The 22164-nt window shown below is 36.8% G+C and carries 25 protein-coding genes; 12 read left to right on the top strand and 13 right to left on the bottom strand.

All coding sequences use genetic code 11. From position 1 onward, the window contains the following. Positions 1 to 61: 61 nt before the first annotated feature. Positions 62 to 1984: a lipoxygenase family protein gene (locus H5968_RS06010; protein WP_187039189.1), complete on the bottom strand. Its 1923-nt coding sequence runs from the start codon at positions 1982 to 1984 to the stop codon at positions 62 to 64. Between the two features lie 103 nt (positions 1985 to 2087). Here H5968_RS06010 and H5968_RS06005 point away from each other — a divergent pair, with 103 nt between their 5' ends. The 4 genes from H5968_RS06005 to H5968_RS05990 all read left to right on the top strand — a co-directional run bounded on the left by H5968_RS06005 (position 2088) and on the right by H5968_RS05990 (position 5655). After that, positions 2088 to 2927, top strand: coding sequence for an FAD-binding domain-containing protein (locus H5968_RS06005; RefSeq protein ID WP_187039188.1), 840 nt, complete (start codon positions 2088 to 2090; stop codon positions 2925 to 2927). A 319-nt stretch (positions 2928 to 3246) separates the two neighbouring features. Next, positions 3247 to 3510 carry a hypothetical protein gene (locus H5968_RS06000; RefSeq protein WP_187039187.1) on the top strand — a complete coding sequence of 88 codons (264 nt, stop codon included), beginning with the start codon at positions 3247 to 3249 and terminating at the stop codon, positions 3508 to 3510. Between the two features lie 238 nt (positions 3511 to 3748). Beyond that, the gene (locus H5968_RS05995) at positions 3749 to 4165 is read left to right on the top strand and encodes a hypothetical protein (protein ID WP_187039186.1); all 417 of its coding nucleotides are present in this window, start codon (positions 3749 to 3751) and stop codon (positions 4163 to 4165) included. Between the two features lie 95 nt (positions 4166 to 4260). Next, positions 4261 to 5655: a TldD/PmbA family protein gene (locus H5968_RS05990; RefSeq protein WP_187039185.1), complete on the top strand. Its 1395-nt coding sequence runs from the start codon at positions 4261 to 4263 to the stop codon at positions 5653 to 5655. 153 nt (positions 5656 to 5808) lie between these two features. On the opposite strand, the gene coaE is transcribed toward H5968_RS05990, so the two are convergent. The 6 genes from coaE to H5968_RS05960 all read right to left on the bottom strand — a co-directional run bounded on the left by coaE (position 5809) and on the right by H5968_RS05960 (position 10621). Continuing rightward, entirely contained in the window at positions 5809 to 6396 is a 588-nt protein-coding gene (gene coaE / locus H5968_RS05985) for a dephospho-CoA kinase (protein WP_187039184.1), read from the bottom strand. Between the two features lie 171 nt (positions 6397 to 6567). Further along, positions 6568 to 7428 (bottom strand): uroporphyrinogen-III synthase, encoded by an 861-nt coding sequence (locus H5968_RS26065; RefSeq protein WP_222620578.1) that lies wholly within the window; start codon positions 7426 to 7428, stop codon positions 6568 to 6570. 40 nt (positions 7429 to 7468) lie between these two features. Next, entirely contained in the window at positions 7469 to 8182 is a 714-nt protein-coding gene (gene cobA / locus H5968_RS26060) for a uroporphyrinogen-III C-methyltransferase (protein ID WP_187039182.1), read from the bottom strand. A gap of 62 nt (positions 8183 to 8244) precedes the next feature. Further along, entirely contained in the window at positions 8245 to 8706 is a 462-nt protein-coding gene (locus H5968_RS05970; RefSeq protein ID WP_187039228.1) for a M48 family metallopeptidase, read from the bottom strand. Positions 8707 to 8737: 31 nt separating this feature from the next. Further along, a complete protein-coding gene (locus H5968_RS05965) occupies positions 8738 to 9679 on the bottom strand; it encodes a homogentisate phytyltransferase (RefSeq protein ID WP_096572251.1) in 942 nt (313 codons plus the stop codon). Between the two features lie 99 nt (positions 9680 to 9778). Continuing rightward, a complete protein-coding gene (locus H5968_RS05960) occupies positions 9779 to 10621 on the bottom strand; it encodes a methyltransferase domain-containing protein (protein WP_187039181.1) in 843 nt (280 codons plus the stop codon). Positions 10622 to 10886: 265 nt separating this feature from the next. Here H5968_RS05960 and H5968_RS05955 point away from each other — a divergent pair, with 265 nt between their 5' ends. Both H5968_RS05955 and H5968_RS05950 read left to right on the top strand, forming a co-directional pair. Further along, positions 10887 to 12221 (top strand): TrkH family potassium uptake protein, encoded by a 1335-nt coding sequence (locus tag H5968_RS05955; RefSeq protein ID WP_096572249.1) that lies wholly within the window; start codon positions 10887 to 10889, stop codon positions 12219 to 12221. 95 nt (positions 12222 to 12316) lie between these two features. Continuing rightward, complete coding sequence (locus H5968_RS05950) at positions 12317 to 13012, top strand: TrkA family potassium uptake protein (RefSeq protein ID WP_187039180.1); 696 nt, start codon at positions 12317 to 12319, stop codon at positions 13010 to 13012. Positions 13013 to 13137: 125 nt separating this feature from the next. Here H5968_RS05950 and H5968_RS05945 read toward each other — a convergent pair whose 3' ends face one another. Both H5968_RS05945 and queA read right to left on the bottom strand, forming a co-directional pair. After that, positions 13138 to 14289 carry a tetratricopeptide repeat protein gene (locus H5968_RS05945; protein WP_187039179.1) on the bottom strand — a complete coding sequence of 384 codons (1152 nt, stop codon included), beginning with the start codon at positions 14287 to 14289 and terminating at the stop codon, positions 13138 to 13140. A gap of 214 nt (positions 14290 to 14503) precedes the next feature. Further along, positions 14504 to 15628 carry a tRNA preQ1(34) S-adenosylmethionine ribosyltransferase-isomerase QueA gene (gene queA / locus H5968_RS05940; protein WP_187039178.1) on the bottom strand — a complete coding sequence of 375 codons (1125 nt, stop codon included), beginning with the start codon at positions 15626 to 15628 and terminating at the stop codon, positions 14504 to 14506. A gap of 50 nt (positions 15629 to 15678) precedes the next feature. Between queA and H5968_RS05935 the strand changes: the two genes are divergently transcribed. Further along, the gene (locus H5968_RS05935; RefSeq protein ID WP_187039177.1) at positions 15679 to 15951 is read left to right on the top strand and encodes a hypothetical protein; all 273 of its coding nucleotides are present in this window, start codon (positions 15679 to 15681) and stop codon (positions 15949 to 15951) included. Continuing rightward, complete coding sequence (locus H5968_RS05930; RefSeq protein ID WP_187039176.1) at positions 15920 to 16309, top strand: hypothetical protein; 390 nt, start codon at positions 15920 to 15922, stop codon at positions 16307 to 16309. Before H5968_RS05935 ends, H5968_RS05930 begins: the two co-directional genes overlap by 32 nt. 66 nt (positions 16310 to 16375) lie before the next feature. On the opposite strand, the gene H5968_RS05925 is transcribed toward H5968_RS05930, so the two are convergent. Continuing rightward, positions 16376 to 16882, bottom strand: coding sequence for a YraN family protein (locus H5968_RS05925; RefSeq protein ID WP_187039175.1), 507 nt, complete (start codon positions 16880 to 16882; stop codon positions 16376 to 16378). A gap of 29 nt (positions 16883 to 16911) precedes the next feature. Here H5968_RS05925 and H5968_RS05920 point away from each other — a divergent pair, with 29 nt between their 5' ends. After that, entirely contained in the window at positions 16912 to 17415 is a 504-nt protein-coding gene (locus H5968_RS05920; RefSeq protein WP_187039174.1) for a pentapeptide repeat-containing protein, read from the top strand. A 311-nt stretch (positions 17416 to 17726) separates the two neighbouring features. Here the strand turns inward: H5968_RS05920 and H5968_RS05915 are convergent, their stop codons facing one another. Then, entirely contained in the window at positions 17727 to 18662 is a 936-nt protein-coding gene (locus H5968_RS05915; protein ID WP_096565084.1) for a DMT family transporter, read from the bottom strand. Positions 18663 to 18965: 303 nt separating this feature from the next. Between H5968_RS05915 and H5968_RS05910 the strand changes: the two genes are divergently transcribed. Beyond that, complete coding sequence (locus tag H5968_RS05910; RefSeq protein ID WP_096565082.1) at positions 18966 to 19316, top strand: hypothetical protein; 351 nt, start codon at positions 18966 to 18968, stop codon at positions 19314 to 19316. An 87-nt stretch (positions 19317 to 19403) separates the two neighbouring features. Here H5968_RS05910 and H5968_RS05905 read toward each other — a convergent pair whose 3' ends face one another. Further along, a complete protein-coding gene (locus tag H5968_RS05905; RefSeq protein ID WP_187039173.1) occupies positions 19404 to 20402 on the bottom strand; it encodes a cyanophycin synthetase in 999 nt (332 codons plus the stop codon). Positions 20403 to 20796: 394 nt separating this feature from the next. On the opposite strand from H5968_RS05905, the gene H5968_RS05900 reads away from it, so the two are divergent. After that, complete coding sequence (locus tag H5968_RS05900) at positions 20797 to 21033, top strand: hypothetical protein (protein WP_137668380.1); 237 nt, start codon at positions 20797 to 20799, stop codon at positions 21031 to 21033. Positions 21034 to 21244: 211 nt separating this feature from the next. On the opposite strand, the gene H5968_RS05895 is transcribed toward H5968_RS05900, so the two are convergent. After that, entirely contained in the window at positions 21245 to 21925 is a 681-nt protein-coding gene (locus H5968_RS05895) for a phosphorylase (RefSeq protein WP_187039172.1), read from the bottom strand. Between the two features lie 77 nt (positions 21926 to 22002). Between H5968_RS05895 and H5968_RS05890 the strand changes: the two genes are divergently transcribed. Next, on the top strand, positions 22003 to 22140 hold the full coding sequence (locus H5968_RS05890) for a hypothetical protein (protein WP_187039171.1): 138 nt from the start codon (positions 22003 to 22005) through the stop codon (positions 22138 to 22140). Positions 22141 to 22164: the final 24 nt, after the last annotated feature.

The raw sequence follows: 22164 nt of genomic DNA, 5'->3' as shown, positions 1-22164 counted from the left end.
GGTTAATCTGAAATGTAGAGACGTTTCATGAAACGTCTCTACAAGGATTTTACAATGATAATTATATATTAATACTATTGGGTATCCGAGAAGGTAAAAGATAGGGATATTCTACACCTGTTTCTAGGGAACGTTGTTGATTTCGAGATTTAATTTTACTTTCAATCTCTAACAAATCACTTTGAAAATGGGCGAGAATTTGCCGATCAATTTTATCTGCAAACTGAATAAAATCAGAACTTCCTAATTTACTCCAGTTAATTCCACTTAATGCAAAGGTTAATTGCATTTGCTCTAAATCTCTTGCTGTTGAGGGTAAAATTTCCTCTAAACTGGCTGGTGTATCAGGACGAATATAATTTGCTAAGGGTGCGTTAGGAACGTAACCAAAATAATCGTATTGACTAAAATTCAAAGCTGCGTGTTGGGGTCCACAGGTAAAGATGACGATAGTTGCAATGTCTATTAATTGTTGCAAACTACCAATTTTTGTAAACCCTGGTACGCGGGGATAGGAAGGTATTTCTTGGGGTTCTATTCCTGATGCTGCTACTAATTCTTTGGGAAACCATGCGGGTGCTTGGGGAAAGTCTGATTTGGGACGGGTGTTTAAAGGTGCGCCTAGTTCTTCCGCCCAATTTTGTAGATAAATATCTTGTTGTACTGCTTTATCATCTGGGTAGTAGCGTTGTAAATAACGAGTTGTGTATTTGGCGATCGCCTCCCATAATAACAACGCATCATCCCGATAAGGAAAGTCTGGTAATAATTTCGGTTCTATTCCCCGCACTTCAATATCATTCAACAGGGAATAATACCAAAAAGACTTTTCTCGATAGGCTTTATTCATCAAGTTACCAGAAGTTTTGATAGTAGGAGCCATTAAATTATCAATTGCTGCTCCTTCTGCTAACAATATACTATTTCCCCGGTTATTAATGGCAATTAAAAATTTAAAATGGGGAGATAATAATTGATAAACTGGGTGATTAGTTGGTATTTGTCTAGAAGTAGCAATAGACAAAGATTCCATTGCTAAATGAGTATAAGCTAAATGGGCAATTAATTCATGATGGGTAGCATCCGCAGTTTGAAAATATAACTTTGCTCTCATCCAATCATCTGCTGGTTCTCCTGTAATTCCTGGTGTGACTACTCGACCTTTTTCTAATTGAATTAGTACAGGTTCTAAACCTTTTTCTGTATTGTGAAATAAAGCTACTGGACTACCTACATATTTACCAGTTTGTAAGTCTGTAATTTTCAAATCTTTAAAAATTGGATAGTCAGCAATAAACAACTGATTTTCACTGGCAGCTTTAATTAAATCAACAGCACCGTTATTAGCTAATTTGTAAGGTTGAGTAGCTAAAGTTTGAATCAAACTTTGATCATTTGTTTGCACTCTGCGGATAATTGTCGGGTTAGCACCAGCTAAACGTTGACGGACAAATTCTCTATCACTCAAACCTCCATCTCGTTCATGAATTATACTCATAACAGGAGGTTTAACATCTGCTTTTTTCGCTAATGCTTGGTAAAATAAATTTCTTTGTTCTGCGTTTTTTGTGAGGGGAGGTAAATTTTTATCTACATTTTCGACGGCTTTTTTAACAGCAGAAATTGTTTGAATTAATTTTTTTCTTTGTTGGATATAGCTACTATTAAATTGTTCATTGGGCGGTAAATCCAAATTAAACCATCCCGATTGAAAAACTTTACAATCTACCAACAAAGTCGATATATTTAACCAATTTTCCTGTAATTCTTCCGCTTTTTTATCTAACTGACTCAGTAATAAAGTCCAAGGTTGGGAAAGTTTCCCCTGTTCTACCAAATTTTCGCTGAGTTTGGTTAAAATATAACGGATAACGCCATCTTCCCCAGTGTAAGGAAATAACCTTGCATATCCTTTTTGATCTAAGTTACTGGGATCATAGCGATAGTAACCTTGTTTTTCTTGTAAAGATGGGTGTTTGGTCATGGCTTTTTCTGGTAACACTTGATATACTGTAGAGGATAATATAGTTATATTTAAATTGCCACTATTTCTAATTTTGATTACATAATTCTCAACTAAGAATACTATGTTACGTGATTTCACTAATCGAGATGAGTTAATAGCTTACCTGCGCGAACAATTTCCCCAGGCCGCAGAACAAGATGATCACATCAGCGAAACTGTGGGTGGAAGGAAAGCAGCAAAAGCGAAGCTAAAACAAGTAGATCCTGTTGCCTACGCAAAAACACGCAATTCTTTAACTGGTGCTGTTACTAGGTTATCACCTTATATTCGTTATGGTGTATTGAGTTTGCGAGAAATTAGAGATGATAGTTTAGAACGGGTGGAAAATCCAGATGATGCGAGTAAATTAATTAATGAATTAGGATGGCGCGATTATTGGCAAAGGCTGTATGTTAAGTTAGGAAAAGGTATTTGGGAAAATCAAGAAGAATACAAAACCGGTTATAAAGTAGCAGATTACGCAAAAAATTTACCGGAAGATATTATTGAAGGAAAAACCGGACTGGTTTGTATTGATAATTTTAGTCAAGAATTAAGAAAAACTGGCTATTTACATAACCATATTAGAATGTGGTTAGCAGCTTATATTATCCATTGGCGACGTATTCAATGGCAAGCAGGCGCAAAATGGTTTTTACAACATTTGTTGGATGGCGATCCAGCAAGTAATAATATGTCATGGCAATGGGTAGCGAGTACCTTTAGTCATAAACCTTATTTTTTCAATCGGGAAAATTTAGAACGTTACACAAAAGGGGTTTATTGTCGTCAATGTCTGCTTTATGGTAAGTGTGATTTTGAGGGGAGTTATGAGGAGTTGGAAGCGCGACTTTTTCCCAAAGGTGAGTTTAGTAAAAAGCCTAATAGTCAAAGTTGGCAGAAGGGGAAAAAAGGAAGGTGAAATTTAATTTGTCTGAATCAGGATAACCAGGATTAAAGGATTTACAGTATGGTAATTTTTAGATGGTTTGTTGGTGATGAAAGTTGCATTTGTCTGAATCAGGATAACCAGGATTAAAGGATTTACAGGATAGTAGTTTATAGATGGTTTAAATTATGCAAAAACAATCATTCAACAACATCCTAAAAAATCCCCAACTTCCAAAAAACAATCATGCAATAATATCCTGTACATCCTCAAATCCTGGCAATATTTACAAATAAAAGCCGATAGCCATATAATTAAAGAAGATTGTGTTTTACAAATGATGAGGATTTTCATGATGACTACAGCACAGGAAAATAAAAAATCTATTTTAGAAAAACTAGATAATTTAACACCTGCACAACAAGAAAAAGTATTAATTTTTATTGAGTCATTATATCTGCAATCACAACCAAATGATATAGAACAAAAACAACGTCGAAAATGGCAAGAAATCAGAGGTAAAGCACCTTATCCTTTAGTTAGTGAAGATGCTCAAAATTGGGTTTCCAGAAATAGAAACGAGGAAAGTAAAAATAGGGAATTAAATTCAATGTGATATTTTCTTAACTAATGATATTCAGTTGAAACGAGTTACAGAATTAATGATTTTAGGTTTGAGTGATTTTTTACTTTAACTTGTTTGAATTAAGACACAAAACTCTTTAATTTTGACTTTTGACTTCCCGAAAGGTGTCCTGATTCTGACAATTAAACTCAGATTAACACAGAAAAACCGCAAATTTACTTTCAAACTGCGATAGAATTTAAAGAAGCTTTGTTAAAATCTATCTGATATGAATAAACCAATTATCTGGATCAATGGAGACTGTTTAAGTCCCGAAAACCCCGCTTTACAAGAATATCCCAACACACCTGCAATTTGGGTTTGGGATGATGCTTTAATCAGAGAATGGCAATTAAGTTTAAAAAGGATAACTTTTATATATGAATGTTTGCTAGAATTACCTGTAGAAATTCGTCGGGGAAATGTCGCAGAGGAAATTATTAAATTTGCTCAGGAACATGATGCTAAATTAGTAGTGACTACAGATAGTCCCAGTCCCAAATTTGATGATATTTGTAATCAAATTGAAAAGAAATTGAAATTAGAAATATTGGAAGTTGAACCATTTTTTGATTATGATGGATTTATTGATTTAAAGAGGTTTTCTCGTTATTGGAAAGTAGCAGAAAAATATGTTTTTGATTAAGTATTCAACTACCTGCTGAATCTGATCTTGAAGATATAGAGAATAAACATAAATAGTTAGAAAATAACTAAAGTTCTTAATCATCCCTAAGCAAAATGCCTAAACTCCTTGCTGACATCCAAAATTTACTCTCTGATTTAATCGCTCGCTATTCCTCCCGTGTCGATTATCTCATGATTCGTTTAGAAGAAGCTGAAGGAACAGATATTTTATTGCGTGGTGACAAAGTAGAAACCCTCAGTGAAGGTATTTCTATCGGTGGCCATGTTCGTGCTTGTCATAAAGGTGGCTGGGGTTTAAGTAGTTTCAACCAGTTAGCAACTATCGAACAAAGAATAGAAGAAGCGATCGCTGCTGCTAGGATAGTGGGAGATGAAGAAACCATCCTCGCACCCATTGATCCCATCCAAACAGTATGTAATTTACACCTCACAGGTATTGATCCCCGTACCGTTTCCCTCAAACAAAAAAAAGAATTGTGCGATCGCTACACCGAATTATTAAAAAGTGTTGATTCTCGCATTACCACTACCTCAGTCCGTTATGGTGACAGTTGCCAAAGAGTAATTATTGCTACTTCAGAAGGAACATTAATAGAGCAATCTTGGGTAGATATGGAAATGCGTTTTGCAGCTACAGCAAGAAACGGCGACACTGTACAAACAGGTAGAGAAACCGTAGGTTCACGCAAAGCATACGAAAATTTAGTCAATTTAGATACTCAAGTTAAAAGTGCAGCAGAAAGGGCAGTAACAGCTTTATCCTTACCATCAGTTAAAGGTAACACTTATACCGTCGTCATTGACCCCATACTTGCAGGTTTATTTGTTCATGAAGCTTTTGGACATCTTTCCGAAGCAGACATGGCCTATGAAAACCCTGATTTATTGGAGGTTATGACTCTGGGAAGGCGTTTTGGTTCAGAAGAACTGCAAATTTTTGATGGTGCTGCACCCCAAGGTCACAGAGGTAGTTATTTTTACGATGATGAAGGTACACCTGCGACAACTACGCAATTAATCAAAGATGGGGTTTTAGTGGGACGTTTACATTCTCGTGAAACTGCGGGTAAATTAGGCGAAGCACCCACAGGTAACGCTCGTTGTTTAGATTATCACTACTCACCCATTGTAAGGATGACAAATACCTGGATAGAAAGAGGTAAAACCCCAGTAGCAGATTTATTCACAGATATCAAAGAAGGAGTATATGCACGTAACTGGTTAGGTGGGATGACAAACGGGGAAATGTTCACCTTTAGCGCGGGTGAAGCGTGGATGATTAGAAATGGCAAAATAGCTGAACCTGTGAAAGATGTTACACTTTCCGGTAATGTTTTTCAAACCCTAGCAGATATTGAAGCTATAGGTGATGATTTTTACTGGGATGAATCCGGTGGATGTGGTAAAGGTGGACAAAACGGTTTACCTGTGGGTTGTGGTGGTCCTTCTTTGCGTATTCGGGATGTAGTGGTAGGGGGAGAAAGTTAACTAATTGATAATTGACAATTGAAAATTGATAATTGTTTAATTCCATGTTTAAAATCTCCCCTTTCCAGGGGAGAAAAGCCAAAAATCCCGCTTTTTCAAGACTCTGACTTTCAAAGAGAGGTAATTGTCCATTATTGAATCATATTCATGATATTATATTTTCATCACTTTATCTATCTGTTGTAAAAGCGATTCTAAAGTAGAAGAATTATCTAAAACCACATCCGCACGGGCAATTTTTTCTGATAATGGTAATTGACTATTAATTCTTGCTGCTGCTTGTTCATTTGTTAAATTATTCCTTTGAATTAATCTTTGTTTTTGCTGTGCTTCTGAACAAGAAACAACCCAAATTTCACTCACTAAATTTTCTAAACCAGCTTCAAATAATAGGGGAATAACTAATACTAAAGTAGTTGCAGATGATTCATGAATAGTTTTTAAAAACCAATTTCTCACATAGGGATGAATAACATTTTCTACCCAAATACGTTCTTCTGGTTGATGAAAAATAATTTCTCCCAATTTAGCACGATTTAAGTTACCATCTGCTAATAAAATTTCTGATTTACCGTAACGTTGGGTAATTTGTGAGAGTATGGGAGAACCTACAGATACAGCATTTCTAGCATAAACATCGGCATCTAAAATCGGTAAATTATAAGTATTAGCTAAATAATTAGCCACTGTACTTTTACCCGTAGCAATACCACCAGTTAAACCAATTAGTCTTTTAGTCATTAGATATTAAGCTGTTACACAGCTAAATTGTATAATCCTAATATTCTGAACTCTTGTTTAACAGGCAAGATGCCTGTTCCACTTATACAAATTAAATGTACAACAGCTTATTAGTCATTAGTTAGTTATTAATTTATTATATTTACCCAATCACCAATCACCAATCACCAATCACTTATGCGCCCATTGAATAATTGCCTTGAGTAAACCTTCAGCAGTGTATTCTTCTGCTTCTATATCAACTCTACCAAATAAATCAAAACAAGTTTTGGTTGTTTGGGGACCGATAGAAGCTATGCAAGTTTTGTCTAGATAATGTGTAATTCCTTCTGGAAATTTCGTTGCTGTTAATAGACAGAAAAATTGTACAGTTTTGGAACTAGCAAAGGTAATTACATCTAAAGAGTGGTTTTGCAAAGCTTTTTCTGCTGCTGGGGGAATAGTTTGAGGACAGAAAGATTGATAAGCGGGAACTTCTCTGACTTCTGCACCCTGAGAAGTTAATTCTTGGACTAAAACTTGTCTTCCACCGCTTTCCACTCTGGGAAATAAAATCTTTTTACCTGCTAAAGTTTCAGGAAAGTTAATAACTAAAGAGTCAGCGATAAAGTGAGGAGGAATAAAATCTGGTTGAATATCGTGTTTTGCCAGACTTTGGGCGGTTTTTTGACCCACAACAGCAATTTTTACCTTAGCTAAGGCGCTTTTATCTTTACCTTTAGCTTGAAGTCTCTCAAAAAAGTAATCTACGCCGTTAGTGGAGGTGAAAATTAACCAGTTGAAAGTTGATAACTGAGATATTGCCTCATCTAAAGCTCTCCAACTGCTAGGAGGTCCAATTTCCAAAGCTGGTAGTTCAATTACTGTAGCACCTTCGGCAGTCAGGCGATCGCTAAATTGGCTAGACTGTCCCACAGAACGGGTAACGAGAATGGTTTTCCCTGCGAGGGGAAAAGTAGGAGGATGGGGGGATGGGGAGATAGGTATATTACTATGCACGATTTTATAGTTGTAAGAGGAGCAGTTTAGCAATTTATGTTTAGCAATTTATAATATTCTATATTTTTTCATATTACAGGAACTTCCGTAATCCTACAACTTCACCAATAACAATTACAGATGGGGATAAATATAAACCCGTAGTTTTTGTCAAAATATTACCTAGTTCACCCGTCCAGACTTCTTGACTGGGAGTTCCTGCCCAACGGATGATAGCAATGGGTGTGGATTGCGACTTTCCATATCTTAGCAGTTGATGGACAATCTCCGCCAGATTTTTTCCCCCCATCAAAATTACTAAAGTTTCTAATCTTGATAATGCTTCCCAGTCTAAAACCTCTGGTTCGTGTGCTGTTAACACTGCAAAACAGCGACTGATTACGGTATCTGTGAGGGGTATTCCTGCTAATAAAGGTGCTGCTAAAGCTGAAGAAATTCCTGGTATGACTTCATACTCACAACCCGCAGATTTTAACGCTTCTATTTCTGAAATACAACGTCCAAAAATAAACGGATCACCTGATTTGAGTCTAACAACTTGTTGACCTTCTCGGCAATACTTCACCAATAAACTGTTAATTTCTCCTTGGGGTGTGCTGGGTTTACCTCCGCGTTTACCTACATCTAATTTTAAACAATTTGGTGGTACACATTCTAATAATTCCCTATCTACTAAAGCATCATAAATTAAAACTTCAGCAGATGCCAAGATGCGATAAGCTTTAACTGTTAAATATGCCACGTCTCCAGGTCCAGCACCAACGATGTAAACTTTCTTTTTGGTCATTGATAATTGATAATTGATAATTGATAATTGATAATTGATTATTTACTGTTACCTGTCACCTGTCACCTATTACCTATATCTTTAATAATTTTCTCGATAGTTGCTGCTTTTTGCGGTTGACGTTGTTTCTGAAATAGTGCTTTTGATGTTTGTAAATTTTGGAGTGCTTCTGCTTTTCCGTCTTGCAATAATTGAATATTTGCTAACCTTAAATAAGCATCGGGATTTTTGGGACTGCGAGTAATTACATCATTAAATACTTCCTTAGCTTCTTCAATTTTTCCTTGGTGGTTTAACAAATCACCTAATAACAACCTCACTACATCATTAGTAGAATTTATTGCTATTACTTGGCGAAAAGCTGCTTCTGCACCTGCATAGTCTTTTGCTTGAAAAAGATTAACTCCTTTTTGAAATAAATTTGAGGTTATTAATGTTTTAACGGCAAAATAAATCAGAAAGCTGATACTAACAGTGACTGAAGAAATGGCAATTATATTACTCAGTTGTGAATTTTCTAACATCATTGTAAATCCCTGTAAATTCCTGGTCTAACTAAGCTAAAATAGCAGCAATAGGAAAAATGAGATATTCTATAAAAAACAGTTTCCAGATAAACTGATAAAATTGAGCAATTTCGCTTTTGTTTTGTAAGTCCACTTTTTGACTTTTTCTCCAGATTAAAACTAAGGGTATAAGATGACTAATAAAGAGAAAGATAGGATTCACTTCAGCTAATCTGAATATACCCACAAACATCATCCCTAGATAACAAACTGTTAGTACCCAAAGGGCGAGTTTAAATACTTTTCTTTGTCCTAATTGTATAGTAAAAGTGGTAATATTATAAAGTTTGTCTCCTTCCAGATCGGGAATATCTTTAAAGATGGCGATCGCAAATGTAAACACCAAGATAAACGCTGTCAAAACCCACACCGCACTGGGTATACCTTGGCTTCTTTGGAATAACCAACTAAAATGTAAAAACAGTCCTAAATTAACAATAGTTCCCCGCACGGAAAAAATACACAAAGCTGCCCAAAAAGGAAACTGTTTTAAACGAATAGGTGGTAAAGAATAAGCAGTACCAATTAATAAACTTATCCCCACCATTCCCAACAAATATGGTCCATTTAGCCAAGCTACAACCAAAGCTAAAATACCAGTAATAACAACTATTAAAGTTCCTTGTTCTCTAGAAAATTCTCCTGAAGCTAAAGGTAAATGAGGTTTATTAATTTTGTCAATATCTACATCTTGTAATTGATTCAAACCAACAATATAGATATTACCAGCAATACAAGCTAACCAAGTTCCGAAAATCTGCCCTAAATGAACTACAGAAAAACTTGTAGAAGTGACACCAAGGGTCAGTAAATATAAACCGAAAACACTTAAACTTGTGCCAATAATAGTATGTGGACGGGAAAACTTCCAAAAAGCATAAAGCCAACTTCCTGGAAAAATAGGTGAATTTTGTTGAAAAAATTGATTCATTACTCGATTTTAGATTTTGGATTTTAGATTTTGGATTGAACCTACGGATAAATCCATAGGCTTGTAACAAATTATCAATTATCAATTATCAATTATCAATTATTTTTTCCCACACAACAACCCAAACCGAATCAAACCCCGTTCATAACCCCGACTCATCAACCCCAAAGAAAGCGCCCCTTGAATTGTACTCCAACCCGAAAAAAGTAACCCAAAAAATGCTTGAGGAGTAAAAGCAGAATCAATCACAAAATTCCAAAAAGGTGCAACAGCAGTGGACCAATCAGCGGTACGAATGTTGTTTAATGGTAATTGATGAGCGATCGCCTCATACTCTGGCAAGGAAATCACATAGGGTAAACAATATACCCGATAGATATCCTGTAAATGCTTTTGCTCATCAGCAGTTAAAGGTGAAACATCCGTAGGACGATGACACCATGTCACCATAATCAAAGTACCACCAGGCTTTAACACCCGATAACACTCTTGCAGAAACTTGGTTTTATCTGGCATATGTTCGCCACTTTCTAAAGACCACACCAGGTCAAAAGAAGCATCAGCAAAAGGCATTTCTTGGGCATTGGCAACCAGGAAATTACTCCTAGAACCCAAATTAGCCTCCAAGGCTCTTTCCTTTGCTCTAGCGGCTTGTACAGGGCTAAGTGTGATTCCTGTGGACTTAGCATTAAACTTTTGCGCTAAGTATAAAGAACTGCCACCAATCCCACAACCCACATCGAGGATATTCTCTGCATCCTTGACACCTGACCAGTTCAGCAGTTCTTCGATTAAATCAATTTGTGCCTGACGACGGTCTTTTTGCTGCTTACCATCTGCACCATAATAGCCGTGGTGCATATGTTCTCCCCAAATTTGTTCCCACAAACCAGAGGAAGCATCATAAAATTCTTGAATTTGCTGATAAAGTGTTGTACTCATGAATTCACAGATAAAGACCAAGCCGAAGTTAAAAAAATAGTCAGCATTCAGCTATCAGTGGTCAGCAGTCAGTTTGTTAGCTTTTTAAAGGTTACGCCAAAAATCACGCTAGTGATATTCTACGGTTTCATTAAAAATGATGACTTCTGATTCCTTACAACTCCTGACTCCTGACTGCTTACAAAAAAATATATTTTTAGGCTACCATCTGTGTATTTAATTAGATCAGGCGATTTTGCTTTTATAGGAAAATTTGGAATTACTTATGACTGTTGCTCGTACAATCTGCTTAGGATTTCTGACTGTTATCCTGGCAGGAACTATCCTATTAATGATGCCTTTTTCCACTAGCAATGGTACCTGGAATGACCCCATTGTAGCACTATTCACCTCAACCTCCGCAGTTTGTGTTACAGGTTTAGCTGTAGTTGATACTGGTACTGGTTTTTCCTTTTGGGGTCAATTGTTTATTGTCATGCTAGTACAAATTGGTGGTTTAGGATACATGACAACTACCACCTTTTTGATTTTATTAATTGGCAAAAGATTTGATCTGAGGCAAAAATTAGCGATTCAACAAGCTTTAGACCGCCCAGGAATGAGTGGTAGTACCCAAATTATTCGCTCTATCATTGCTACAACTCTGATTTTTGAAATTACGGGAATATTTTTGTTATTGCCAGCTTTTGTTAAAGATTTTGGTTGGGATCAAGGACTTTGGTTATCAATATTTCACAGTATCAATTCTTTTAATAATGCAGGTTTTAGCCTATTCAAAGACAATTTAATAGGCTATCAAACCTCTATCTTAGTAGTTTTCACTGTTACAGGCTTAATTATTTTTGGAGGCATTGGTTATCAGGTTATTTTAGATATGTATTTTTGGTTTCGTGATAGATGCTTAAAGAAACCTCATGCCATAGTATTCTCTCTTGACTTTAAAGTAGCAACCAGTACGACTCTACTGCTTTTAGTTGTAGGAACAATTGCTTTTTTGTTCATAGAAATGAGAAATCCTGAAACCTTTGGTAATTTTAGTTTTCCTGAGCAATTATTATTAGCTTGGTTTCAATCTGTTACCCCTAGAACCGCTGGATTTAACACTGTTGATATTGGTAAAATGACTGATGCCGGGTTATTTATTACCATTGCTTTAATGTTTATTGGTGCCAGTCCTGGTGGTACAGGAGGAGGTATAAAAACCACGACTTTAAGAGTTCTCACTAGTTGTACAAGGGCAATCCTCCAAGGGAAAGAGGAAGTTTTACTGTATGAGCGTAAGATAGCAATATCACTGATTTTAAAAGCTGTAGGTGTAGTTTTTGGTTCTCTAGCTACAGTGATTGGCGCAACGATTTTAATTAGTATTACAGATCCGAAATTAGAGTTTATTCAAATTCTTTTTGAGGTGGTATCAGCATTTGGTACAGTGGGTTTATCCACAGGAATAACAGCAGGTGTTTCCACTGGAGCAAAAATAATTTTAATTGTCACTATGTACATTGGTAGAGTCGGTGTTTTATTATTAATGTCAGCTATATTAGGTGATCCTCGTCTGAGTAGAGTTCACTATCCTGAAGAAAATTTACTTGTTGGTTAATAGGTAATTTTTAACTGGTAATTGGTAAATACTCTGATATATTCCCCATTCCGAGTTCTCAATTCCCAATTCCCCATTCCCCATTCCCAATATTTATGAATCTTTCATCATTAAAATTTTTTCGCAGTTTACGGCACGATAATCAGCAATTTGCTGTAATTGGGTTAGGTCGTTTTGGTCGTTCTGTTTGTGCAACATTGCACAGTTTTGGTTATCAAGTTCTAGCGACAGATGTGGATGAAAAGCGAGTTTCTGAAGCTTTAACTGATGAAATAGTCAGTCATGCAGTACAACTAGACTCTACTGAACCTGCTGCACTCAAAGAAGCTGGTATTTTTGAATTTGATACAGTAATTGTGGCTATTGGTAATTACATTCAAGAAAGTATTATCACCACTCTTAATGTTAAAGAAGCTGGTGTACCTCATGTAGTTGCAAAAGCTTCTAGTGAAGTTCACCGCAAGCTATTAAAACGAGTGGGAGCAGATCATGTAGTTTTCCCAGAATATGAAGCTGGTTGTGCTTTAGCAAGAACTCTCACTAGACCATCTATTTTAGATCGCTTTGACCTCGATCCAGATCATAGCATTGTTGAAGTAATTGTCCCTGATGAATTTCACGGTAAAACTGTTGCAGAAATTCAACTGAGAAACCGTTATGGTTTAAATTTGTTAGCAGTAAGTCAGGATGGTAAATTTAAGATTAATCCTGACCCCACTAAGCGTTTAGAACGTGGTTCAGCTATGGTGGTAATTGGTTGCAATAGAGATATTAATCGTTTACCAATTTAGGTGACTGGGGACTGGGGAAGAAAATTTTAGATTTTAGATTTTAGATTTTAGATTGGAATTGACAAAAACAATCCAAAATCCAAAATCCAAAATCCTTTCATTGAATTACCAATTCCCAATTACTTCTAATTTGATTGAGAATTTGTTGGCAATTGTTCTGGCGGTGGTAACTGTAGTTCAAAGATGTTAGGTTGATCTGTGGGATTAACTGGTACAACTTGCTCAGGTGGTGGCAATATAATATCAGCGTTATTATCACTTTCAGGAGTGGGTGTTGTAGTTGTGGTTTGATTAACTTCTGGTTTTTTGGGTGTTAAATATGCGGTAAGTTTCTGTGTCATCTCGTCAATTTTTGCAGCTTGTTCAGTATTACCCTGTTCTACATATTCTTTACGGGCGCGTTTTAATGCTTGATTAGCTGCTTTGAGATTGCCCTGATTATATAAAGTTACTCCTAAGTTATAGTAAGCTACAGCATTTTTGGAATTTTGACGAATAGCTTGTTGGTAAACAGCAATAGCTTCTAAAGGTTGACCTTGAATCACTAACAAAGCACCCAAATTATTGTATGCTATGTTGTTTTGAGGATCTAACTTTAAAATTTGACGATAATTAGAAATTGCTTGTTCTATCTGACCTTCTTGTTGAAGAGCGATCGCTAAATTTAAATAAGCATCCACTTTACTGCTATCTAAATTAATAGTTTGTTCGTAAGCTGCGATCGCTTCCTGGCGCAGTTCTTGTTCATACAAAACCAAGCCTAGATTATAATAAGCATTGACCATTGTGGGACTAACTATCAACGCTTGACGATAAGCAGTGATCGCCGCTTCGTTTTGTCCTTGTCTTTGCAAAGCTAACCCCAAATTGTAATAAGCATCGCCAAAATTAGGAATCAGTCTTACCGCTTCCCCATATTCTTGTACCGCCAACTCTAGGCGATTTTGCTGCATGAAAATATTGCCTAAATAATTCCGCGCTAACCCAATATTAGGATCTCGCTGCAAAGCTTGACGAAAAGCTGATTCTGCACCCTGAAAATCTTTGCGGTTATAGCGTGTCACTCCCATTTGGTACAACATAGCTGCATCCAAATCTTGAGAAACCACATTCTGCGCCAATAGTTTACTACCTGGTAAATCTATAATTGTCGGTAAACCCACCACTAAAAATGCTGAGGAAGCAAACAGCAGTCCCCATCCTTTGACAGAAATTTTGTCAAATGTTCCTTTAAATTGCCTGTGTAAGCATTGATTAAATTGCATTATTTTAGACATATTACCCGCCTGGTATTTGTAGTTGATATCCTCACACAATCAGAGTACCCATAACTACATCAAAAATTCACAATTTAATTCTTAAAGAGGTAATTGGTAATTGGTAATTCAATTTTGGATTTTGGATTTTGGATTTTGGATTGTTTTTGTCAATTCCAATCTAAAATCTAAAATTTTCTTCCCCAGTCACCAATCACCAGTCACCAATCACCAATCACCAATCACCAGCATTAATAGTTGCTTGAGGTAAGATCAGCATGGCATCACCAAAGGAATAAAAACGATATCGAGATGCGATCGCTTGTTCATAAATTTTTAATAATCTTTCTCTACCAATCAAGGCACTTACCAGCATCAATAAACTAGAACGGGGTAAGTGAAAATTCGTAATCAAACCTTGTACCACTCGCCATTGATAACCAGGATAGATAAATAAATTTACCTTGCCCACATAAGGTTGTAAATCCCCTGATTGTGCCGCACCTTCTAATGCCCGGACTACTGTAGTACCAACGGCAATAATTCGCCCTCCAGCAGCCTTAGTAGCCTTAATTTTTTCTACTGTAGCATTACTAACTTCAATCCATTCTTCGTGCATTTGGTGAGTTGTTACATCTTCTACTTCCACTGGACGGAAAGTACCCACACCGACGTGCAAAGTTAAAAAAGCTTGATTAATGCCAATATCGCGTAATTTTTGTAAAAGTTCTGGTGTAAAGTGTAACCCGGCTGTGGGTGCAGCGATCGCCCCCTGTTCCTGGGCATAGACAGTTTGATATTGTTCATCAGCAGCAGAGGAAGCATTAATATAAGGAGGTAAAGGTATTTCCCCGAACTTCTCCAATACTTGCACCAAAGGCACATTTTCCGGTAAATCAAACTGCAATAACCGCCCCCCAGTGGCTTCATCTCTTTCTACAACTGTCGCTGTTAGTTCATTACCCGCAGCTAATTTTTGCCCATCAAAAATAATCTGAGTTCCTGGTTTAAAGTATTTTCCCGGCTTCACCAAAGCCAACCAACAGTTATGCTGTCGTTCTTCCAACAGTAAAACCTCTACCTCTGCACCCGTAGATTTGCGGCCATATAACCTGGCTGGAATAACTTTCGTATTATTCATCACTAACAAATCCCCAGGTTTGAGTATTTCCACTAAATCTCGGAAAATGTAATCAAGTGCTGGTTTTTCTACTCCCGTACTCAGGGAATCTATCACCAACAAACGAGAACTATCTCTAGGAACAGCCGGGTTTTGGGCAATTAATTCCGTCGGTAGTTCATAATCATAGCCAGATAAAGAACGGTCTAAATCCACACCTTGATTTTCTAAGTTAGACATTTTTCTCAAAGGTAAATAGGTAATGGGTAATGGGTAATGGGTAATGGGTAATGGGTAATGGGCATTGGGTTATTCATCCTCCCAGTCACCAGTCACCAGTCACCAGTCACCAGTCACCAATCCCCAATCACCAGTCACCAGTCACCAATCCCCAATCACCAGTCACCAATCCCCAATCATCAAAATTGGGTAAATCTCCCCATATAAAAACGGGGACTTTTACCCTAGCAGGAACTATCCTTGATCCAGGAAGATATAGATGTAGGATTGGATTTGATCCCAAATACCATCATGGAATATTTATATTACCTGGCAAATGCTAGTCTAACTCTCAGGGTAGTTCAACACCTGCACAACAGACCCCAAACTCCTGTTTCTTTTATCACCGTAATTCATCAAATTGATGGTTGGGTAGTGAGGATTAAACTTAGAGAACCGATCTCAGCCCAAGAAGATGGTGATTTTCGGGCTTTCTTCAATGAATTAGGAATTAGTTATGATCCACCTATGAGGATACAAATGGCACTTTGGAGCTTGGAGGCGGGACAGTATCCCGTGGACGTAATGCGTCGCTACCAAGTAGCTATTGTATCTCATGGTAGTCCAGAAAAAGAAGAAATCGAAGCATTCAGACAACAGTTTGTCCAAGGTTTGGGCTATTGTCCAGAAACTTTGGCTTGAAAATAGGTGACAGGTGACAGGTGACAGGTGACAGAAGGAAGTTTACCAATTACCAATTACCAATTATCAATTTATGGTTGATGGATCAAAAGCTGCTGGAATGTATTCGAGCAGCTTAAAGTTATATCCTGGTATTGATAAATTAGCTAGGGTTTCCGGGGTAAATCTTGCCCTCTGAAGATTTTGCGACAAGGGTTGACAAAAGACAATAGCGACATCAAAACGACAAGAATAATCAGCTTTTTCAGGACACTGAGCTAAAAATATTCCTGCTGTGTGACAGAGTTTTGCTTGTTTTTTTGGGGTGATAGCGTTTCTACCTCCAGCATCCCAACTACCAGCACTGCGGGTTTTTACCTCTACAAATGCCAGTATTGAGTTTTGATGATTGGTGGTTTGCTTGTTTGCTGTTTCTTTTGTATCGTGGTACTGGGCAATAATATCAATTTCTCCCCAGCGACAAGAAAAGCGACGGTGCAGAATTTCCCAACCTGTAGATTTTAACCACTGTGCTACTAGGTCTTCTCCTATGTTACCAATATCAGCATAATTAGATGGAGGAGGTTTAGACATGAATTAATAAACCCAATACAAAAAATACCATGAATATTAAGTATCGTTTTTGGTCACTTATCCTCAGTTTACTGCTTTGGGCGCTCATTCCCATAACGGCATTAATAGGTTTAGCATCACCAGCTTTAGCACTAGAATACAACAAAGAAATTTTGATAGAAGCAGATTTTTCTGGACGTGATTTAACAGACTCTAGCTTTACTAAGGCTAACCTTCGTCAGAGTAATTTTAGTGGTGCTAACTTGCGTGGTGTGAGCTTTTTTGCTGCAAATCTAGAATCAGCAAATTTAACGGGGGCTGATTTAACTAATGCTACCTTGGATTCTGCACGTTTGATTAAAGCCAATTTAACTAATGCTGTTTTGGAAGGTGCATTTGCGGCTAGTGCCAAATTTGATGGTGCTATAATTGACGGAGCAGATTTTACTGATGTGTTGCTGCGTTCAGATGAGCAAAAAAAATTATGCAAGTTGGCTAAAGGTACTAATCCTGTCACGGGTAGGGATACAAGAGATACTTTATTCTGTCCGTAGTTACGACTATTCGGCTATCAGCAGTCAGGAGTTAATGGTCAGCTTGATCAAACATTGTGACTCCTGTGTAGGGGTTTAGCAATGCTCATTGGTGTCAACTCAGACCACAAATAGCTTTTTTGTTTAGCTTCCAAACCCGCCCGGAACTTAAGTTCCGGTCTAAGCTAGAACGTCGATTCAGTAATGCTAGGTAATCTGTTTTTACTGTTTTTACCTTGTAGGGGCGAAGCATTCGGGTGATAACCTATCGCTGAAAGCAGTTCATATTCTGTCCGAATGCTATACGCCCTTACGATTAATAAATCGGTGTTCTAGAGAATGTTTCTAACTGAGATGGGTGAAGTGATGGAAGCTAATAAACTAATTCCGAAAATTGCAATTATTACCCCTATAATAGCTCTCAAACTGACTTTTTCACCCATAAAGATAGCAATGGGAATTACAAGTATAGGGCTGGTTTGCATGAGGGTTGAGGCAATACCCACGTTAGTTAATTTAATGGCTGTTTGTTGTAACCAAATTCCTAAATAAGTGCCTAAAAAAGCAGCTAAAAAACTGGCTAATATAACTCGTTTTGACTGCCAATAAGGATATACAAAGACGTTATTTCTCTGATTGGGCAAAAATGCCCAAATTAAAATTATTAATACTCCGGCAATTAATCTGAATAATGCTGCCCACAAAGGGGAAATATTCGTACCTGTAAATGCTGCACGGGAAAAAACAGCACCGATGGCGTTAGCTACTGCTGCTAACAAACCTAACCCTATTCCTGGCCATAGTTGTGTGGTTGCACCTTCACCATTATTACTGACTCTTTCGGTAACAACCCAAGCAACACCCAAAATAGTGAGTAAAATACCACACCAAGCATTGATGTTCAGACTTTCTTGGAGAAAAATTGTAGCAGCGATCGCACTCATGGGAGGGGCTAAAGTTCCCAACAGCAAAACTCGACGTGCGCCTAGTCTGTTAATAGCTGCTAAAAAAGCTGTATCTCCTAAACCTATACCCGCTGCACCACTGAGGAGTAGAAATAATAAGTTTAAGGGTGCAAGGGTGGGTAAAAAATCACCGCTGATGACGATTGTAATTAGCAACAGGGCGATCGCTATTATGCCTTTGATTAAATTTAGCTGTAAGGGCGGAATGCGTTGCCCTAATACTCCATATACCACGGAAGCGATCGCCCATAAACAGGCAGCAGACAAGGCTGCTAATTCACCTCTACCATTAGTTAAGCCAATAACTAAGAAACTATTAAAAATGATCTTAACTCCCCAAATAAGCCTGGAAACTATTTTTATAATATATCAAATATATATTAAATAATGGCACTCAAAATTAGCACTCTCAGTTCACAAGTGCTAATTTTTAAAAAAATTTTAAAAAATTTTAAAATCAGTAGATTGAACTTGTAATTTCTGTTTTTTGCCGTTATATTTGACTATATAGCAATCACATTTGATGCTGAAATCACTCATAAAAAATTAAATAGGTTACAGATTCCAGTCAATAGACTAACAACTCAACAGATTTGGAGGATGGGCATGAACTATACTTTTGACATTGTAGGAGTATCTCCAATTTTATACTTTTTCAATCACCAACAACAAAGTTTAGAAAAACCTCTACACCAAAAAGTTGAATATTTGGGAACTCAAACTTGTACATTAGATGCTTTTCTAGAATCTGTAGAATCAGTTCCAACTGCTGGTAGTTGGAATTTAGATCAAGTGGTAGATACAGTGATTGAATTTTGGTTGAATAATGCAGAGACTATTCAATATTGGAAAGCTAGATTACAAGATGCTGGTAAAGATAATTTGCTGGTGGCTAGAGTTGGGGAAATTACAGCTTTACAAGCAGAATTTGAATCTCTGTTAGGTAAAAATTGGTGAGTAATTCGATTTTGGATTTTAGATTTTGGATTTTGGATTGAATCTACTCCTGACTCCTGACTCCTGACTCCTAACTCCTTACCACATTTATTCGTTTTCTAATGCTTGCAAAATTTTCCGATATAAATCTTCTACTTTCTGTATTTGTTGCTCTCCCAGTAAGGCATAATGAGCTAAACCAGGGGCGCTATTAATTTCCAACAGAGTATAATCTACAGTATAATCTACTATGGGTTGAGTAATATCATCGGTGAGAATATCTACACCTGCTAATCTCAAACCCATATCTTTAGTGATATTAATCGCCAATTTTTGAAAATCAGGATGAATATTTTCCGTGAAGTCTATTGCATCACCACCTGTAGATAGATTTGCGTTGTCTAAAAGATAAATTAAAGTATCTTCAGCAAGTACACTATCAAAGCTCAGATTTTGTTTGTTTAATTTCTTGATAATGCGGAAATCTTCGACATCAATTAATATTTTTTCCCCTGTTTTGATTAACTGTTGACGTTTTTTTTGTAGTAATTCTAAAATAGTAGATTTACCATCACCCGTGACAGATAAAGGTATTCTTTGATAAGCCGCTATAACTTCATTATCTAAAACTAAAATCCTAAAGTCATTACCTTGATAAAATCTTTCTACAATTAAGACAGACTGAGTAGCAAGTATTTTTTCTGCTACTTGATAATATTCCTGTTTATTATATACTTTAGTAACTAAAATTCCTAAACTGAGATTTAAAGGTTTAACAATTACAGGGAATCCTAATTCTTGGGCATAGTTCCAACCATCATGGATATTTCTGGGGTTGGCGACTTTTGCACACATTTTATCATTAAAAAATGTTTTTCCTTCCGTAACTTGATAACCAAGTTTACCCAAAAAATAATTAGAAAAGGCTTTATCTTGTGCTAAATTTGCCGAACCAAAACCATTAATATTGAATCTCGTGTTATCAAAAACGGTTATTTTCCCATTTTTAAACGTAATATGTCCAATTAGTTCATATTCAGGTTCTATTAAAATAGAAGCGCCCATTTCTGTAGCAACTTTTTTTAAAATTGATGCAGTGAATTTCATACAACATTCCTGTTTAATGTATCAGATGATTTCCCAGATTAGTAGGGGGCAATACGCAATATATATTCTCACAAATTGTAGATTCATGCTACAATGATTTATAAATTGATATGTAATTTTCTCTAAGTAAGAGGTAAATTTTTAATGAAAAATGTTGTTTTATTTACCAAGCATTCAGCACTGTTAATATTAACTTTATTTGTGTATCGTGAAAATTCTGGAAATAATATTTTCTAGGTTTTATTGCCTAGTAAAAACAAATTGTTGCACTAAGTATTGACAATCCAAGAATTATGTAATAACAAAGTGGCATCATCAATTAAAGGCGCTAGTGTTATTCCCCCTAAGAGACACACTAACGCCAATCACTCAAATTCATACGGATAATATAATCATGCCACAAAACACAGATGATAAAGATACGAAATCCAAAAATCCAGCAATTTCTTATAGAAATCGGCTGAATAGTTGGGCTATAGCTCGTGTGGTTGCGAATCAAGAGCGTATAATTATTGCCAGATTCCGTAGTCGTTCAGATGCAGATGGTTATATTCAGCACTTGCGTCAACTCATACCTGATGGTTCTTTCGAGATTTTCTTTGATTCTCAACGGGAAGCAGCAGCGATTTAAGCTTTGAGTTATCAATTGATAATTGACAATTGACAATTGACAATTTTTTCATTCAAGGTTTAAAACTTCCGTTTACAGGGTAAAAAAGCCAAAAATTCAGCTTTTTCAATCTTCTCCTTTCAACCAGAGAGGTAATTGTCAATTGTTCATTGTTAATTGTCCATTATTGAAGTGATCCTCAGATTCCCGACTTCGCAAAGAAATCGGGGATCTATATCCGAGTTGAGGAACTGGCTAAACAGTAAGCTACGGTTTCTAATATTTTGAGTGCTTGTAAGGAACTACGAATCAAGCGGGTAGCAGCTAGGGGTTTACGGATGAATGTTAAGGCCAGGGGTAGAGGTTGAAGTGAACCATCGGCACTAATGGCTGTTGTCAGGTCAGGTATATCATAGAGAGTATCATCACTAACGACTCGTAATATTGCGGTTGATATCCCCAGTGGCTGGAAAAATTCTAAGAATGTGAATCCTTCCATATCAACAACATCAGCGCCAGATTGTAGATGTAAATTTTGTTTTTCTGCTGCTAGGGATATGACGCGATCGCTCGTTAATCCCTGAACAAAAGCTACTGTATCCCCAAGTTGGTTATATATCTCTGTGATCAAGGTGCGATCGCACTTTTGCAGATTTCTTTGATACATACAATCTCGATAGAGAACTATATCACCAACCTTGTAATGCTCATTTAAACTGCCACATAAACCCATCAGCAGCACCCGTTGATTGAGTTGATTTAAATGTTGACAATTTTTTTCCAAAAACTGGTACAGTGATTTCATTCCCAGGGGTATTGCTATCACCTGTGGTTGCAAACCTTTAACACGACTTAAACCACGACAAACGGCTTGGTTTTCTGCTCCTTGGGGTACTAAAATTGTGTTAATCATTCCTGTTATTTTTAATAAGCTGTTACACAGCTAAATTGTATAATCCTAATATTCTGAACTCTTGTTTAACAGGCAAGATGCCTGTTCCACTTATACAAATTAAATGCACAACAGCTTACTCTTTGGTAATACCAATTCTGTATGAAGATGCGCTAAATTATATAACGAACCGCAAAGGACGCAAAGAACACAAAGAAAGAGGTCAGAAAATTTAGCGCAGCCTCGTAAAGAAACTGTAT

Origin of the sequence: Sphaerospermopsis sp. LEGE 00249 (assembly GCF_014299995.1) — a bacterium.
GTDB lineage: Bacteria > Cyanobacteriota > Cyanobacteriia > Cyanobacteriales > Nostocaceae > Sphaerospermopsis > Sphaerospermopsis kisseleviana.
This window is presented reverse-complemented; position numbering and strand designations above follow the sequence as displayed.